We start from the raw sequence: 13,650 nt of genomic DNA, 5'->3' as shown, positions 1-13,650 counted from the left end.
CAAGGAAAAACAGGTGCAAACGCTTGCCCGGCAAGCGCCACCAGTTATCAAAACAAGGGCGGTAGCCAGGAGAAACATGACAGATGTGCACGACAGGGTGGCGCGCAGTTTCGCGGCCCAGGGCTTGATGAAAACGCTGGGCGCGCGGCTGGCGCGCGTGGAGGATGGCGTGGTGGAAATCGAGATGCCCGCAAGCGCCGCGCTCAGCCAGCAGCATGGTTACGTGCATGCGGGCGCGGTGACCAGCATCGTGGACAGCGCCTGCGGCTACGCGGCGCTGACCCGCGCGCCCGAGGGCTGCGACGTGGTCACGGCCGAGTTCAAGGTCAACTTCCTGCGCCCCGCGCTGGGGCAGCGCTTCCTTGCCGTCGGGCGGGTGGTCAATGCGGGCAAGAGCATGGGCGTGTGCACCGGCGAGGTGCGCGCCTATGCCGAGGGCGCGCAGGATTGCAAGGTGGTCGCGCTGATGCAGGCCACCATGGTCTTCGTGCGGCCCTGAAGCGCCGGCCTTCAGGACGCGGCGCTTGACAAAGCCCGCATCCGCCCCCATCTCATGGCGTGTTGATCAGGAGCAAACCATGAGCGAAAAACAATCCATCCAAGCCACCACCACGCTGAGCCTCAAGGGCAAGACCGCCCTCGTCACGGGCGCCGCCAGCGGTCTGGGAAAGCGCATCGCCGAAGTCTTCGCCGATGCCGGAGCCCAGGTCGTGGTGGCCGACCTCAAGCAGGCCGATGCCCAGGCCGCCGCAGACGCCATCGCCAGCAAGGGCGTCAAGACCATGGGCATCGCCATGGACGTGACCAGCGAGCAGGCGGTGGACGAGGGTTTTGCGCGGGTGCAAAAAGAGCTCGGCGCGGTGGACATCCTGGTGAGCAACGCCGGCATCCAGATCGTCGCGCCGATCCAGGACTTCAAATTCTCGGACTGGAAGAAGCTGCTCGCGGTGCACCTCGACGGCGGTTTCCTCACCTCGCGCGCCGCGGTGCGCCAGATGATCGCCTCGGGGCGCGGCGGCAGCATCATCTTCATGGGTTCGGTGCACTCCAAGGAGGCGTCCAAGCTCAAGAGCCCCTACGTCACGGCCAAGCACGGCCTGGAAGGCCTGGCCAAGGTCATCGCCAAGGAGGGCGCGCAGCACAACATCCGCAGCAACGTGATCTGCCCCGGCTTCGTGCGCACGCCGCTCGTTGAAAAACAGATCCCCGAACAGGCGCAGGAGCTGGGCATCAGCGAGGAAGAGGTGATCAAGAACGTGATGCTCAAGGAAACGGTCGATGGCGAATTCACTACCGTGGACGACGTCGCGCAGGCCGCGCTCACCTTCGCGAGCTGGCCGAGCAATGCGCTGACCGGCCAGTCGCTGGTGGTGAGCCACGGCTGGTTCATGCAGTAAGCCGGCTGCGCCGCCGGGCGGGCGGCGGGGCGGGGCGCGCGGCGGGCGCGCTGCTGCACAATCGCCGCCATGCTGATGTACCCCCGCATCGATCCGGTGGCCCTGCAGGTCGGGCCGCTGGCGATCCACTGGTATGGCCTGACCTATCTGGCCGCCTTCGGTCTGTTCCTGTGGCTGGGCAACTTGCGCCTGAAGCACCAGCCCTATGCCTCGATGCGGGGCGACGCGGCCTGGACGCGCAAGGACGTGGAAGACATCCTCTTCCTTGGGGTGCTCGGCGTGATCGTCGGCGGGCGCCTGGGCTACTGCCTGTTCTACAAGCCCGGCTACTACGCCGGCCACCCGCTGGAGATTTTTGCCGTCTGGAAGGGCGGCATGAGCTTTCACGGCGGCATGCTGGGCGTGGCGCTGGCCATGCTGTGGTACGCGCATTCGCGCCGGCGCCCCTGGCTGCAGGTGGTCGACTTCGTCGCGCCCTGCGTGCCCACGGGCCTGGCGGCCGGGCGCGTCGGCAATTTCATCAATGGCGAGCTGTGGGGGCGCTTTGCCTCGCCCGAGCTGCCCTGGGCCATGGTGTTTCCGCAAAGCGGCGCTATGCAGCCGCGCCATCCATCGCAGATCTACCAGTTCCTGCTCGAAGGGCTGCTGCTCTTCGTGCTGCTGTGGCTCTATGCCCGGCGTCCGCGCAAGAGGGGCGAAGTGACGGCGGCCTTCCTCGTCGGCTACGGCGTGCTGCGCTTTACGGCCGAGTATTTCCGCGAGCCCGACGACTACCTCGGCCTGCTGTCGCTGGGCCTGAGCATGGGCCAGTGGCTGTGCATTCCCATGGTGCTCGCGGGCGTGCTGCTGTGGCTGTGGGCGCAGCGGCAGGGGGCGGCGCATGGCCGGTGAGATCGTGCTGGAAGCGGCCGATGCGCTGGGCATCGTGCGCGTCACGCTGCGCCACCCCGGGCGCCTGAACGCGATGGCGCGCGCCATGTGGCGCGAGCTGCGCACGGTGTTCGAGGGCATCCAGGCCGACGCCGGCGCGCGCTGCGTGCTGGTGCAAGGCGAGGGTGAGGCCTTCTGCGCCGGCGGCGATATTTCCGAATACCCGGCGTTTCGCTTCGATGCGCAAAAGCTGCGCGACTTTCACGAGATCGAGGTCTGGGGAGGCCTGTCGGCCATGCTGGAGTGCGAGGTGCCCATCGTTGCCGCGATCCGCGGCGCCTGCATGGGCGCGGGCGTGGAGATCGCCAGTTGCTGCGACATCCGCCTGGCCGAGGAGGGCGCGCGCTTTGGCGCGCCGATCGCGCGCCTGGGTTTCCCGATGGCGCCGCGCGAGGCGCTGCTTGTCGCGAGGAGCGTGGGCGACGCGCTGGCGCGGCAGATGCTGCTGGCCGCCGCCACCTTCGACGCGCGCGCGCTGCAGGCCAGCGGTTTCCTGGCCGAGGTGCTGGCCCCGCCAGAGCTGCAGGACAGGGCCGAGAAGCTGGCCCGCCACATCGCCGCGCTGTCGCCGCAGGCCGCCCGGCTGAACAAGCGCGTGCTGCGTTCGTTATTTGAAAGAAATACGGCCCAAACGCTTGATGGACAAGCGCCAACAGCTATGGTTTCAGGACTTGAAGACCCTTACGCCTACGCCGACAGCCGCGAGCACCATGAAGGCATAGAGGCCTTCCTCGCCAAGCGCAAGCCGCGTTTTACGGATGACGCCCACTGAAGTCCGCATTCGCCATGGGGGCGCCTCCGGCCGCAAAGGCCCTTCGCGGCCGGAGCCGCCCCCGCGAATGCAAGCTTCAAGGGGCTGGATCCACAGGAGCCTTTGATGCAGTTGCCTTCGCAAAACCTCTACAGCGCCCTGCGCGCCGCCTTTCCGAAGAACCTGGACGCGACAGCGGTCTTTGCCAGCACGCCCGAGGGCGCGCCGCTGAACTACTCCTGGGCCGACCTGGAGCACGCCAGCGCGCGCATCGCCAACCTGCTTGCATCGCTCGATCTGCCCGCATTCAGCCGCATCGCGGTGCAGGTCGAAAAATCGGTCGAGGCCATGCTGCTGTACCTGGCGGTGCTGCGCGCCGGGCATGTGTTCCTGCCGCTGAACACGGCGTACCAGCAGGCCGAGATCGAATACTTCATCGGCAACGCCGAACCGGCCGTCGTGGTCTGCACGCCGCAGAACTTCGGCTGGGTGTCAAAAACGGCGTTCAAGGCCGGCACGCACAGCGTCTTCACGCTGGGGCAGGACCGCAGCGGCAGCCTGCTCGAGCGCGCCGCGCAGTGCGGCGACCGGCACACGCCGGTGGCGTGCGGCAGGGACGACATGGCCGCCATCCTCTACACCAGCGGCACGACGGGGCGCAGCAAGGGCGCGATGCTCACGCACGGCAACCTGCTCTCCAACGCCCTGGTGCTCAAGGACTACTGGGGCTGGCAGCCCGGTGATGTGCTGATCCACGCGCTGCCGATCTACCACGCGCACGGCCTGTTCGTCGGCGTGCACGGCGCGTTGATCAACGGCAGCCCCATGGTCTGGTTCAACAAGTTCGACGCCAGGGCGACGATCGCCGCCTTCGCGCGTGCCACCGTCTTCATGGGCGTGCCCACGCTCTATGTGCGCATGCTGGCGGAAACAAGCTTGACGCGCGAGGCGGCGGCGCACATGCGCCTGTTCATCTCCGGCTCGGCGCCGCTCTTGGTCGATACCTTCGCCGCCTGGCAGGAGCGCACCGGCCACACCATCCTGGAACGCTACGGCATGAGCGAGACCGTGATGCTCTGCTCCAACCCCTGCGGTGCCGACGCACGCCACGACGGCCAGAGCGAGCGGCGCGGCGGCACCGTCGGTTTTCCCCTGCCCGGCACCGAGCTGCGCGTGGTGGACGACGACGGCAAGCCGCTGCCCGCCGGCGAGATCGGCAACATCGAGGTGCGCGGGCCCAACGTCTTCAAGGGCTACTGGCAGATGCCGGAAAAGACCGCGCAGGAGTTCGCCGCAGGCGGCTGGTTCAAGACCGGCGACGTGGGCCAGCAGGATGCGCGCGGCTACGTCAGCATCGTCGGGCGCAGCAAGGACCTTTTCATCAGCGGCGGCTTCAACGTCTATCCGGCCGAGATCGAGGGCTTCATCAACGAGCTGCCCGGTGTAGCCGAGAGCGCGGTCGTCGGCGTGCCGCATGCCGATTTTGGCGAGGTGGGCGTGGCCGTCATCGTGCCGCGCGCGGGAGCCAGGCCGGATACCGAAGCCGTCATCACCACGCTGCGCGCGCAGCTGGCGCACTTCAAGGTGCCCAGGCGCTGCTTCATCGCTGCACAGCTGCCACGCAACAGCATGGGCAAGGTGCAAAAGAACCTGCTGCGCGAGCAGTATCGGGATTTGTTCCTGAAAAAGTAGCTGTCAGCGAAGGAGGGGCAAGCGTTTCAGGTCGATTTCATCTCAGAACCAGCACCGGAATCTCGGCATGCGTGAGCACGTTCTGCGTCTCGCTGCCCAGCAGCAGGCGCTTGACGCCGCGCCGTCCATGCGAGGCCATGACGATCAGATCGCACCCATGCTTGCGCGCGGCCGCGAGAATCGCCTCCGCCACCTGATCGGAGCGCGGCGTCAGGGTCTTGACCATCACGCCTTCCTCGCTGCCGCGGTCCTTGACGCTGGCCAGCGTCGCCCGGACTTCATCGCGCCACTGTTCCTCGATCTGGCGGATCTGCTGCTCGTCCAGGCTCAGGCCGCCATCGAAGAACTTGCGCGGATAGCGCGGCAATACGCGCAGCGCCAGCACGCGTGCCCGCGTGAGGGCTGCCAGGCGCAGACCGTGTTGCACGGCCTTGTCGGACAGGGGCGAGCCATCGGTGGCAATCAGGATGCGTTTGTACATGGACAGTGCTCCGGGTTGAACTCTCGGGCGCCGTGCCGCTCACTACAGGCCGGGCGCCGGCGGTGCCCGAGAATACCCACACCGCGGGCCGGCCGGTGGCTTGCCACCGCCTTTTCATGCCCGCGGCTTTTGCCAAAGAAAGAAAAACGTGCTCCCAAGCCTCATAGCCCAGACCCCGCGCCGCCTGCTGGCGCTCATCAGCGCCGCCTGCGTGGCCATGCTGGCCTTCGGCATGTACCTGCAGTATGGCCAGGGGCTGGAGCCCTGCCCGATGTGCATCGTGCAGCGCTACGCCTTGATCGCGGTGGCGGTCTTCACCGGTCTTGGGGCGGCCCGCGGCGGCGCGCCCTGGCGCATGGCCTGGAGCTTGCTGGCCCTGCTGGGCGCGGGCTTTGGCGCCTTCGTCGCGGCGCGCCAGAGCTGGCTGCAGTGGTATCCGCCCGAGGTCGCCACCTGCGGGCGCGACTTCTACGGCATCATCGAGAACTACGCGCTCAGCCGCGCCATCCCGATGATCTTTCGCGGCTCGGGCGACTGCACCGTGGTGGACTGGCGTTTTCTCGGCGGCTCCATCGCCAACTGGTCCTTCGTCTGCTTCACGCTCTTTGGCCTGCTGCTGATCGCGATGCTGGTGCGCGCCGCCCTGCGGCGCACCCCATGACCGCGCCTGTGCTACATTTGCGCGCATGAATTCGCCCGCCACCCTGCCGATCCGCGCCGCCGCAGCCGCTGCGGCGCTGCTGCTGGCACTACTGGCGCTACTGCCATAGGTAGCGGGCCGACGCGTTCACTGTTTTTTCCATCGATTCGAATTTCCGACGGCCCGCATGCTCCAGCAGCGGGCCGTTTTCATTCGTGTTGCTGGTGGCAAGGAGCAAGAAAACCATGACCGACAAACTCATCATCTTCGACACCACCCTGCGCGACGGCGAGCAGTCGCCCGGCGCTTCCATGACGCGCGACGAGAAGCTGCGCATCGCGCGCCAGCTCGAACGCCTGAAAGTGGACGTGATCGAGGCCGGTTTTGCCGCCAGCAGCAATGGCGACTTCGAATGCATCCAGGCGATTGCGCGCACGGTGAAGGACTCCACCGTCTGCTCGCTGGCGCGCGCCAACGACCGCGACATCGCGCGCGCGGCCGAGGCGCTGGCGGACAGCCAGAACGCGCGCATCCATCTGTTCATCGCCACCAGCCCGCTGCACATGGAAAAGAAGCTGCGCATGACGCCCGAGGAGGTGTTCGAGCAGGCGCGCCTTTCCACCCGCTTTGCGCGCAATCTGCGTGACGACATCGAATTCAGCGCCGAGGACGGCTACCGCAGCGACATCGACTTCCTGGCGCGCGTGTGCGAAGCGGTGATCAAGGAAGGCGCGACGACGATCAACATCCCCGACACCGTGGGTTACGGCATCCCCGAGCTCTATGGCAATTTCATCAAGACGCTGCGTGAAAAAGTGCCGGACAGCGACAAGGCCGTCTGGAGCGTGCACTGCCACAACGACCTGGGCATGGCGGTGGCCAACAGCCTGGCGGGCGTGAAGGTGGGCGGCGCGCGCCAGGTGGAATGCACCATCAACGGCCTGGGCGAGCGCGCGGGCAACTGCTCGCTCGAAGAGGTCGTCATGGCCGTCAAGACGCGCAAGGACTACTTCGGCCTGCAGGTGGGCATAGACACCACGCAGATCCTGGCGGCGAGCAAGCTCGTGAGCTCGACCACCGGCTTCGTGGTGCAGCCGAACAAGGCGGTGGTCGGCGCCAATGCCTTCGCCCACGCCAGCGGCATCCACCAGGACGGTGTGCTCAAGGCGCGCGACACCTACGAGATCATGCGCGCGGAAGACGTGGGCTGGTCGGCCAACAAGATCGTGCTGGGCAAGCTCAGCGGGCGCAACGCCTTCAAGCAGCGCCTGCAGGAACTGGGCGTGGAGCTCGAGTCCGAGGCGGAGACGCTGGCTGCGTTCTCGCGCTTCAAGGAACTGGCCGACCGCAAGAGCGAAATCTTCGATGAGGACATCCTGGCGCTGGTCAGCAGCGGCGTGGGTCTGGCCGAGCATGAGCAGTACGGCTTCGTGTCGCTGTCGCAGCACAGCGAGACCGGCGAGCGGCCCAAGGCCGACATCGTCTTCACCGCGGGCGGCAAGGAGGTACGCAGCAGCGCCGAGGGCAACGGCCCGGTCGACGCGTCGCTGCGCGCGATCGAGGCGCACGTCAAGAGCGGGGCGGAGATGACGCTGTACTCGGTGAATGCGATCAATGGCTCGACCGATGCGCAGGGCGAAGTCACGGTGCGGCTGCAAAGCGGCGGGCACGTGGTCAATGGCTCGGGGGCCGACCCGGACATCATCGTCGCCTCGGCCAAGGCCTATCTGAGCGCCCTCAACCGGCTGCACCACGGCAGCGACAGGGTGGCCGCGCAAGGGTGAAGAGGACAGCGGGCGCGGCACGGCCTGGCCCCGATCCAACGTTCGCCGGCTACCCCGAACGTTCCTAGAATATTTTTAAGAAGGGCGCGCAAGATATTGTTCTTGCGCGCTTTTTTTTGCGTATGTACACTTGCGCGCAGTTTTCTCGATTTCTGGAGTATTTGATGCCTGCATGCATTCGCCCCGGCTCGCGTTGCCTGCAATGGATGTCGGTGGCGCTGCTGGCGCTGGCGCTGGCGCTGGCGGCGCCCGGCGCCCAGGCGGCCGGCAAGAAGGCGGTGGCCAAGAAGACCGTGACCAGCAGCCAGGTCAAGCGGGCTCCCGCCAAGGCGGCGACCCACAAGGCAGGCCCCAAGCGCAAGGCGCAGGCTTCGCTGGCGCAGCGCAGGACGCGGGCGGCGACCCGCAGGGCGCATGTGGTGGCCGCGCCGGCGGTGTTGTCCGTCGGGCAGAAGATGGGCCTGCATGCCACCGCCGATCCGCTGGCGCTGGCCTCCAGCGTGGCGTTGGTGCTCGACCAGGATACCCATGAGGTGCTGCTGAGCAAGAACGACGAGGCGGTGCTGCCCATCGCATCGCTTACCAAGCTGATGACCGGCTTGCTGATTTCCGAGGCCCAACTGCCGATGGACACGCCGATCACCATCACGCAGGCCGACGTCGATACCGAAAAGGGCAGCCGCTCGCGCCTGGCGGTGGGCACGACGCTCACGCGCGGCGAGCTGCTGCACCTGGCGCTGATGTCCAGCGAGAACCGCGCCGCCCATGCCCTGGGGCGTACCTATCCGGGCGGCCTGGCCGGCTTCGTGCGGCGCATGAACGCCAAGGCCGCGCAGCTGGGCATGCACGACACGCACTACGTGGAGCCCACCGGGCTGTCGAGCCAGAACCGCTCGAGCGCGCGCGACCTGGCGCGCCTGGTGGGCGTGGCCTACGACGACGCGCTGCTGCGCGAGCTCACCACTTCACCCCGCTATGAAGTGGAGGTTGGCAGCCGCACGCTGCAATACAACAACACCAACCGGCTGGTGAAGAGCCCGGTCTGGGACATCGGTCTGCAAAAGACCGGCTATATCTCCGAAGCGGGGCGCTGCCTGGTGATGCAGGCGGAGATTGCCGGGCGCAAGCTCATCATGGTGTTTCTCGACTCGGCGGGCAAGTTCAGCCGCCTGGCCGATGCCGAACGCGTGCGCTCATGGCTGCAGGCCAGCCCGCGGCACGGCGGGCACAAGGTGGCCAATTCGTTTGCCACGAATGGCTGAGCGCGGTTGAAGCCGCTCGCCCAGGCGCATGGCCCCGAAGGGCCATGCGTCATTTCGGGGCCAGGCGTATCGCGCCGTCCAGGCGTATCACCTCGCCATTGAGCATGTCGTTTTCAAAGATGTGGCAGACCAGCCTGGCGTAGTCCTCGGGCGTGCCAAGCCGACTCGGGAAGGGCACGCCGGCCGCCAGCGCGTCCTGCACCTCCTTGGGCATGCCAAACAGCATGGGCGTGCCGAAGATGCCCGGAGCGATCGTCATGTTGCGTATGCCGCTCCTTGCCAGATCGCGCGCGATCGGCAGCGTCATGCCGACGACCCCGCCCTTGGATGCGGAATAGGCCGCCTGGCCGATCTGCCCGTCGTAGGCCGCGACACTGGCGGTGGAGACGATGGCGCCGCGCTCGCCCGTGGGCTCGGCCTCGTTCCTGGCCATGGCTTCGGCCGCCAGGCGAATCATGTTGAAGCTGCCCACCAGGTTGACCGTGATGGTCTTGGTGAAGGTGGCGAGCTGGTGCGCGCCGTTCTTGCCCACGGTCCTCTCGGCGGGGGCGATGCCGGCGCAGTTGACCAGCCCCATGAGCTTGCCCAGCGCCGTGGCCTTGGCCACTACCGCCTGGCCATCGGCTTCGCTGCTGACGTCGCAGCGCACGAAATGGCCCTCGATCTCGCGCGCCACCGCTTCGCCCTTGTCGGCCTGCATGTCCGCGATCACCACCGTGGCTCCGCGTGCGGCCAGCATGCGCGCCGTGCCTTCGCCCAGCCCGGAAGCGCCGCCCGTGACGATGAATACCTTGCCTTTGATGTCCATGGGGTCCTCGTGTAGTTGACGTTCACGTCAATTATCGCCGCGCAATGAAAAAAGCCCGGCCAGGCCGGGCTGCAAAGTCTTGGAAGGCAGAGCCTCTGCTGCGGCTTCAGCGAAAACCCGCGCGGTCGAGCATCTGCTGCACGCGTGCCATGTTCTTGCCGACGACCGAGATATGGATGGTTTCGGTCTTGAAGGGTTTGCCGCCGGTCATCTCTTGCAGCGCGGTATTGTCGAATTTCACGCCCTTGGCCGCGGGCCATTCGTTGTTGCCGTTGGCAAAGTAGTTCTGTGCCTCGGGGCTGGCGAGGTATTCGAGGAACTTGATCGCGTTCTCGGGGTGCGGCGCGTGGCGCGCCACTGCGCCGCCGGCGATGTTCACGTGCGTGCCCCAGGAATCCTGGTTGGGAAAGACCGCGGCCACCTTGGCGGCCACGGCCTGGTCCGCCGGCTTGTCCGAGCGCATCAGGCGCGCCAGGTAGTAGCTGTTGCTGACCGCGATTTCGCACTCGCCCGCGGCCACCGCCCGGATCTGGTCGGTGTCGCCGCCCTTGGGTGCGCGTGCCATGTTGGCCACCACGCCCTTGAGCCAGGCTTCGGTCTTCGCTTCGCCCATGTGCTCGGCCAGCGTGCCGAACAGGCTCAGGTTGTAGGGGTGCGAGCCCGAGCGGATGCAGACCTTGCCCTTGTTGACGGGGTCGGCCAGCTTCTCGTAGCTGTCCACGTCCTGCACCTTCACCTTGTCCTTGGCGTAGACGATGATGCGCGCGCGCGTGGACAGGCCGAACCACTGTATGCCGCCGTCGGCGTCGGGCGCGGCGCGCAGGTTGGCGGGGATGAGCTCTTCGAGCACCTTGGAGCGCACCGGCTTGAACACGCCGTCCTGCTCGCCGCGGTAAAAACGCGCGGCATCGACCAGCAGGATCACGTCGGCGGGCGATGCGCTGCCCTCGGCCTTCAGGCGCGCCATGATGCCGGCGTCGTCCGCATCGACGCGGTTGATCTTGATGCCGGTGGCCTTGGTGAAGCCCTCGTAGAGGATTTCATCGGAGGGGTAGTGGCGCGCCGAATACAGGTTGAGCACCTGCTGCGATGCGTCAGCCGCATCCGCCGCGCCGGCCGTGCCGGTTACGGCAATGAGACAGGCCGCCAGAAGGGTCTTGAAGGAAGCAATCATGAACTTGGGATCAGCGTGGGTTGGGTAAAGCCCCGGATCATAGTTCAAATGAGAATAGTTATCAGTGCATTCGCACCCTGTTTGATCGGGAGCAAAAAAAGCCCGGCATGAAGCCGGGCTTGAAGGGATCCAGAAATTGACATTTCGTGAGGATCCAAGGAGACAACCGAAACAGGCGGCTCGTTGCCGAGCCATGGTGGCGATTTTAAGGGTAAACCCTTGTCTCTTTCAATCGCCCTGTTGTATTTGTGCGATCAACGCTTGCGGCCGGCAGCAGCCACCTTGCTGGCGCTGGTGCTCACGGCGTTGAAGTTGGCTTCGGCCATGTCGGTGGCTTGCTTGACGGCCTTTTGCACTGACTCGAAAGCGTTGTTGGCAGCCGACACGGCGCTCTTGAACACGGCCACCGAGGTTTCGGTGCCGGCGGGAGCGTTCTTGGCGGTGCTGTCCACGAAATTGCTGAAGGTGCGCTGGGCTTCGGTGGCCTGGGCTTCGAAAGCCTTGCCAAAGGCCGAGCTGGTGCCGGCGGCGATGTCGTACAGGTGACGGCTGTAGGCCAGGGTCTTTTCGGCCAGGGGCTGGAACAGGCTGGCTTGCAGCGTCAGCAGCTCTTGCGCGTCCTTGGCGGACAACACGGCCTGGGCGTGGGTGTTGGCTTCCGAGAGCGCGGCGCGCGAAGCGGTCACGTTCAGCTCGATGAGCCGTTCAACGCCTTCGAAGGCCTTGCTGGTCAGGCCGAACAGGGTTTCGAGGTTGGCCTTTTGGGCGGCCAGAATTTGTTCTTGCGGCAAAGACATGGTGATACTCCTGATCAAAGATCCGCCTTGTGGGCGGGGGTTCATGGAACTGCTCTGATCAACTTATGTTGCAGTGCAGCATGACCCGAATTATAAGGATGCGGGCCGCGATTGCAAGGCTTTTTTGTTGCAGTGCAACATTTATTTGTACCAAGATGTTTTCCTGCCACGCCGCCCGGGCGCCGGAGGGCCGCGGGCTGCTGGCACAATGAACCACCCATGGCAGCGTCCCTGACTTCACCGGCGCCCGAGCGCCCCGTACCGCCTGCGCGCGGTGCCTATCGCGTCTTTCGCTCCATCCCCACGCGCTGGTCGGACAACGACGTCTACGGGCACGTGAACAACGTCGTTTACTACAGCTGGTTCGACACGGCGGTGAACGCCTGGTTGATAGAGCAGGGCGCGCTGGACATCCATGGCGGTGACACCGTGGGCCTCGTCGTGCAGACGCAGTGCCACTATTTTGCGCCGCTGGCCTTTCCACAGACGGTGGAGGCCGGATTGCGCGTGGCGCATGTCGGGCGCAGCAGCGTGCGCTACGAGCTGGCGTTGTTTGCCCAGGGGGCGTCCATGGCGGCGGCCTGCGGGCATTTCGTCCATGTCTATGTGGGCCGCGGCGACCAGCGCCCGCGGCCCTTGCCGCAGAAGCTGCGCCAGGCCTTGCAAGACCTGTGCGTGCCGCATTGATGGAACAAGCATGATCATCCACAGCCTGCTGGATACCGACCTGTACAAGTTCACCATGATGCAGGTGGTGCTGCACCACTTCCCCGGCGCGCAGGTGGAGTACCGCTTCAAGTGCCGCACGCCGGGGGTGAACCTGGCGCCCTGCGTGGACGAAATCCGCGAGGAGATCCGCGCGCTGTGCAGCCTGCGCTTTACTGAGGAGGAACTGGCCTACCTGGCCTCGATGCGCTTCATCAAGAGCGACTTCGTGGACTTTCTCGGGCTGTTCCGGCTCAACGAAAAATACATCGAGGTCACGCCCCTGCCCACGGGAGAGATCGACATCAGCATCGTGGGCCCCTGGTTGCACACCATCCTGTTCGAGATTCCGGTGCTCTCCATCGTCAACGAGGTGTATTTCCGCAACCAGTATCCCGAGCCTGATTACCCGGAGGGGCGTCGGCGCCTGGCCACCAAGGTGCAGCAGCTGCACGGCCCGGGCCTGGAGGCGCTGAAGATTGCCGACTACGGCACGCGCCGGCGCTTTTCGCGCGTGTGGCACGAAGAGCTGCTGCGCCTGCTGACCGAGAAGCTCGGCGTGGAAGACAAGCGCCGCGGCCTCAGCGGCAAGTTTGCCGGCACCAGCAACGTGCTGCACGCGATGAAGCTGGACGTCACGCCGCTGGGCACCATGGCGCACGAATACCTGCAGGCCTGCCAGGCGCTGGGCCCGCGGTTGCGTGACACCCAGGTCTATGGTTTTGAAGTGTGGGCCAAGGAGTACCGGGGCGACCTGGGCATCGCGCTGTCCGACGTGTACGGCATGAACGCCTTCCTGCGCGACTTCGATCTGTATTTCTGCAAGCTGTTCGATGGCGCGCGCCATGACAGTGGCGACCCTTTTGCCTGGGGCGAGCGCATGCTGCAGCACTACCGCGAGAACCGGGTCGATCCGCTGTCCAAGGTGCTGATCTTCAGCGATGGCCTGACGGTGCCGCGCATCATCGAGCTGTACCGGCGCTTTCACGGGCGCTGCCAGCTGGCCTTCGGCATCGGCACCAACCTGACCAACGACCTGGGCTACGAGCCGCTGCAGATCGTCATCAAGATGACGCGCTGCAACGGCCAGCCGGTGGCCAAGCTGTCGGATGCACCCGGCAAGAACATGTGCGACGACGAAAAATACCTCGCCTACCTGCGCCAGGTATTCAATATTCCCGCCCCCCCGGCCTGAAGCAGTGCGAGCGGGCGGCAAGACAAGGAGAGAC

14 protein-coding genes are annotated in these 13,650 nt (G+C 65.9%); 10 read left to right on the top strand and 4 right to left on the bottom strand.

Annotation, left to right across the window (positions count from 1 at the left end):
- Positions 1–76 precede the first annotated feature (76 nt).
- The 5 genes from FOZ74_RS03260 to FOZ74_RS03240 all read left to right on the top strand — a co-directional run bounded on the left by FOZ74_RS03260 (position 77) and on the right by FOZ74_RS03240 (position 4,770).
- Positions 77–499: a PaaI family thioesterase gene (locus FOZ74_RS03260; protein ID WP_146911726.1), complete on the top strand. Its 423-nt coding sequence runs from the start codon at positions 77–79 to the stop codon at positions 497–499.
- Between the two features lie 115 nt (positions 500–614).
- Complete coding sequence (locus FOZ74_RS03255) at positions 615–1,397, top strand: 3-hydroxybutyrate dehydrogenase (RefSeq protein WP_146914056.1); 783 nt, start codon at positions 615–617, stop codon at positions 1,395–1,397.
- 69 nt (positions 1,398–1,466) lie between these two features.
- Entirely contained in the window at positions 1,467–2,288 is an 822-nt protein-coding gene (lgt, locus tag FOZ74_RS03250) for a prolipoprotein diacylglyceryl transferase (RefSeq protein ID WP_146911725.1), read from the top strand.
- Positions 2,278–3,099 (top strand): enoyl-CoA hydratase/isomerase family protein, encoded by an 822-nt coding sequence (locus tag FOZ74_RS03245; protein ID WP_146911724.1) that lies wholly within the window; start codon positions 2,278–2,280, stop codon positions 3,097–3,099. The genes lgt and FOZ74_RS03245 overlap by 11 nt, the downstream gene beginning before the upstream one ends.
- A 105-nt stretch (positions 3,100–3,204) precedes the next feature.
- Positions 3,205–4,770 (top strand): malonate--CoA ligase, encoded by a 1,566-nt coding sequence (locus tag FOZ74_RS03240; RefSeq protein ID WP_146911723.1) that lies wholly within the window; start codon positions 3,205–3,207, stop codon positions 4,768–4,770.
- A 37-nt stretch (positions 4,771–4,807) separates the two neighbouring features.
- On the opposite strand, the gene FOZ74_RS03235 is transcribed toward FOZ74_RS03240, so the two are convergent.
- The gene (locus FOZ74_RS03235; protein ID WP_146911722.1) at positions 4,808–5,251 is read right to left on the bottom strand and encodes a universal stress protein; all 444 of its coding nucleotides are present in this window, start codon (positions 5,249–5,251) and stop codon (positions 4,808–4,810) included.
- Between the two features lie 148 nt (positions 5,252–5,399).
- Here FOZ74_RS03235 and FOZ74_RS03230 point away from each other — a divergent pair, with 148 nt between their 5' ends.
- The 3 genes from FOZ74_RS03230 (at position 5,400) to FOZ74_RS03220 (ending at position 8,937) form a co-directional block, all read left to right on the top strand.
- Positions 5,400–5,912, top strand: a complete 513-nt coding sequence (locus FOZ74_RS03230) for a disulfide bond formation protein B (RefSeq protein WP_146911721.1) — start codon at positions 5,400–5,402, stop codon at positions 5,910–5,912.
- Between the two features lie 224 nt (positions 5,913–6,136).
- On the top strand, positions 6,137–7,675 hold the full coding sequence (locus FOZ74_RS03225) for a 2-isopropylmalate synthase (RefSeq protein ID WP_146911720.1): 1,539 nt from the start codon (positions 6,137–6,139) through the stop codon (positions 7,673–7,675).
- A gap of 164 nt (positions 7,676–7,839) precedes the next feature.
- The gene (locus FOZ74_RS03220; RefSeq protein WP_255437754.1) at positions 7,840–8,937 is read left to right on the top strand and encodes a D-alanyl-D-alanine carboxypeptidase family protein; all 1,098 of its coding nucleotides are present in this window, start codon (positions 7,840–7,842) and stop codon (positions 8,935–8,937) included.
- Between the two features lie 49 nt (positions 8,938–8,986).
- On the opposite strand, the gene FOZ74_RS03215 is transcribed toward FOZ74_RS03220, so the two are convergent.
- The 3 genes from FOZ74_RS03215 to FOZ74_RS03205 form a co-directional block, all read right to left on the bottom strand.
- On the bottom strand, positions 8,987–9,745 hold the full coding sequence (locus tag FOZ74_RS03215) for a 3-hydroxyacyl-CoA dehydrogenase (protein ID WP_146911719.1): 759 nt from the start codon (positions 9,743–9,745) through the stop codon (positions 8,987–8,989).
- A gap of 106 nt (positions 9,746–9,851) precedes the next feature.
- Entirely contained in the window at positions 9,852–10,919 is a 1,068-nt protein-coding gene (locus FOZ74_RS03210) for an extracellular solute-binding protein (protein WP_146911718.1), read from the bottom strand.
- Between the two features lie 254 nt (positions 10,920–11,173).
- Entirely contained in the window at positions 11,174–11,716 is a 543-nt protein-coding gene (locus FOZ74_RS03205) for a phasin family protein (protein WP_146911717.1), read from the bottom strand.
- Positions 11,717–11,935: 219 nt separating this feature from the next.
- Here FOZ74_RS03205 and FOZ74_RS03200 point away from each other — a divergent pair, with 219 nt between their 5' ends.
- Together FOZ74_RS03200 and pncB are read left to right on the top strand one after the other, a co-directional pair.
- Positions 11,936–12,403: an acyl-CoA thioesterase gene (locus tag FOZ74_RS03200; RefSeq protein ID WP_146911716.1), complete on the top strand. Its 468-nt coding sequence runs from the start codon at positions 11,936–11,938 to the stop codon at positions 12,401–12,403.
- 10 nt (positions 12,404–12,413) lie between these two features.
- On the top strand, positions 12,414–13,616 hold the full coding sequence (gene pncB, locus FOZ74_RS03195; RefSeq protein WP_146911715.1) for a nicotinate phosphoribosyltransferase: 1,203 nt from the start codon (positions 12,414–12,416) through the stop codon (positions 13,614–13,616).
- The last annotated feature ends 34 nt before the right edge of the window (positions 13,617–13,650 follow it).

Source organism: Comamonas flocculans, assembly GCF_007954405.1.
Taxonomy (GTDB): domain Bacteria; phylum Pseudomonadota; class Gammaproteobacteria; order Burkholderiales; family Burkholderiaceae_C; genus Comamonas_C; species Comamonas_C flocculans.
This window is presented reverse-complemented; position numbering and strand designations above follow the sequence as displayed.

Bases quoted from the DNA above. Each gene is read 5' to 3' on its own strand.
- FOZ74_RS03260 (WP_146911726.1), top strand. From the start codon at position 77: ATGACAGATGTGCACGACAGGGTGGCGCGCAGTTTCGCGGCCCAGGGC.
- lgt (WP_146911725.1), top strand. From the start codon at position 1,467: ATGCTGATGTACCCCCGCATCGATCCGGTGGCCCTGCAGGTCGGGCCG.
- FOZ74_RS03245 (WP_146911724.1), top strand. From the start codon at position 2,278: ATGGCCGGTGAGATCGTGCTGGAAGCGGCCGATGCGCTGGGCATCGTG.
- FOZ74_RS03240 (WP_146911723.1), top strand. From the start codon at position 3,205: ATGCAGTTGCCTTCGCAAAACCTCTACAGCGCCCTGCGCGCCGCCTTT.
- FOZ74_RS03235 (WP_146911722.1), bottom strand. From the start codon at position 5,251: ATGTACAAACGCATCCTGATTGCCACCGATGGCTCGCCCCTGTCCGAC.
- FOZ74_RS03225 (WP_146911720.1), top strand. From the start codon at position 6,137: ATGACCGACAAACTCATCATCTTCGACACCACCCTGCGCGACGGCGAG.
- FOZ74_RS03220 (WP_255437754.1), top strand. From the start codon at position 7,840: ATGCCTGCATGCATTCGCCCCGGCTCGCGTTGCCTGCAATGGATGTCG.
- FOZ74_RS03215 (WP_146911719.1), bottom strand. From the start codon at position 9,745: ATGGACATCAAAGGCAAGGTATTCATCGTCACGGGCGGCGCTTCCGGG.
- FOZ74_RS03210 (WP_146911718.1), bottom strand. From the start codon at position 10,919: ATGATTGCTTCCTTCAAGACCCTTCTGGCGGCCTGTCTCATTGCCGTA.
- FOZ74_RS03205 (WP_146911717.1), bottom strand. From the start codon at position 11,716: ATGTCTTTGCCGCAAGAACAAATTCTGGCCGCCCAAAAGGCCAACCTC.
- FOZ74_RS03200 (WP_146911716.1), top strand. From the start codon at position 11,936: ATGGCAGCGTCCCTGACTTCACCGGCGCCCGAGCGCCCCGTACCGCCT.
- pncB (WP_146911715.1), top strand. From the start codon at position 12,414: ATGATCATCCACAGCCTGCTGGATACCGACCTGTACAAGTTCACCATG.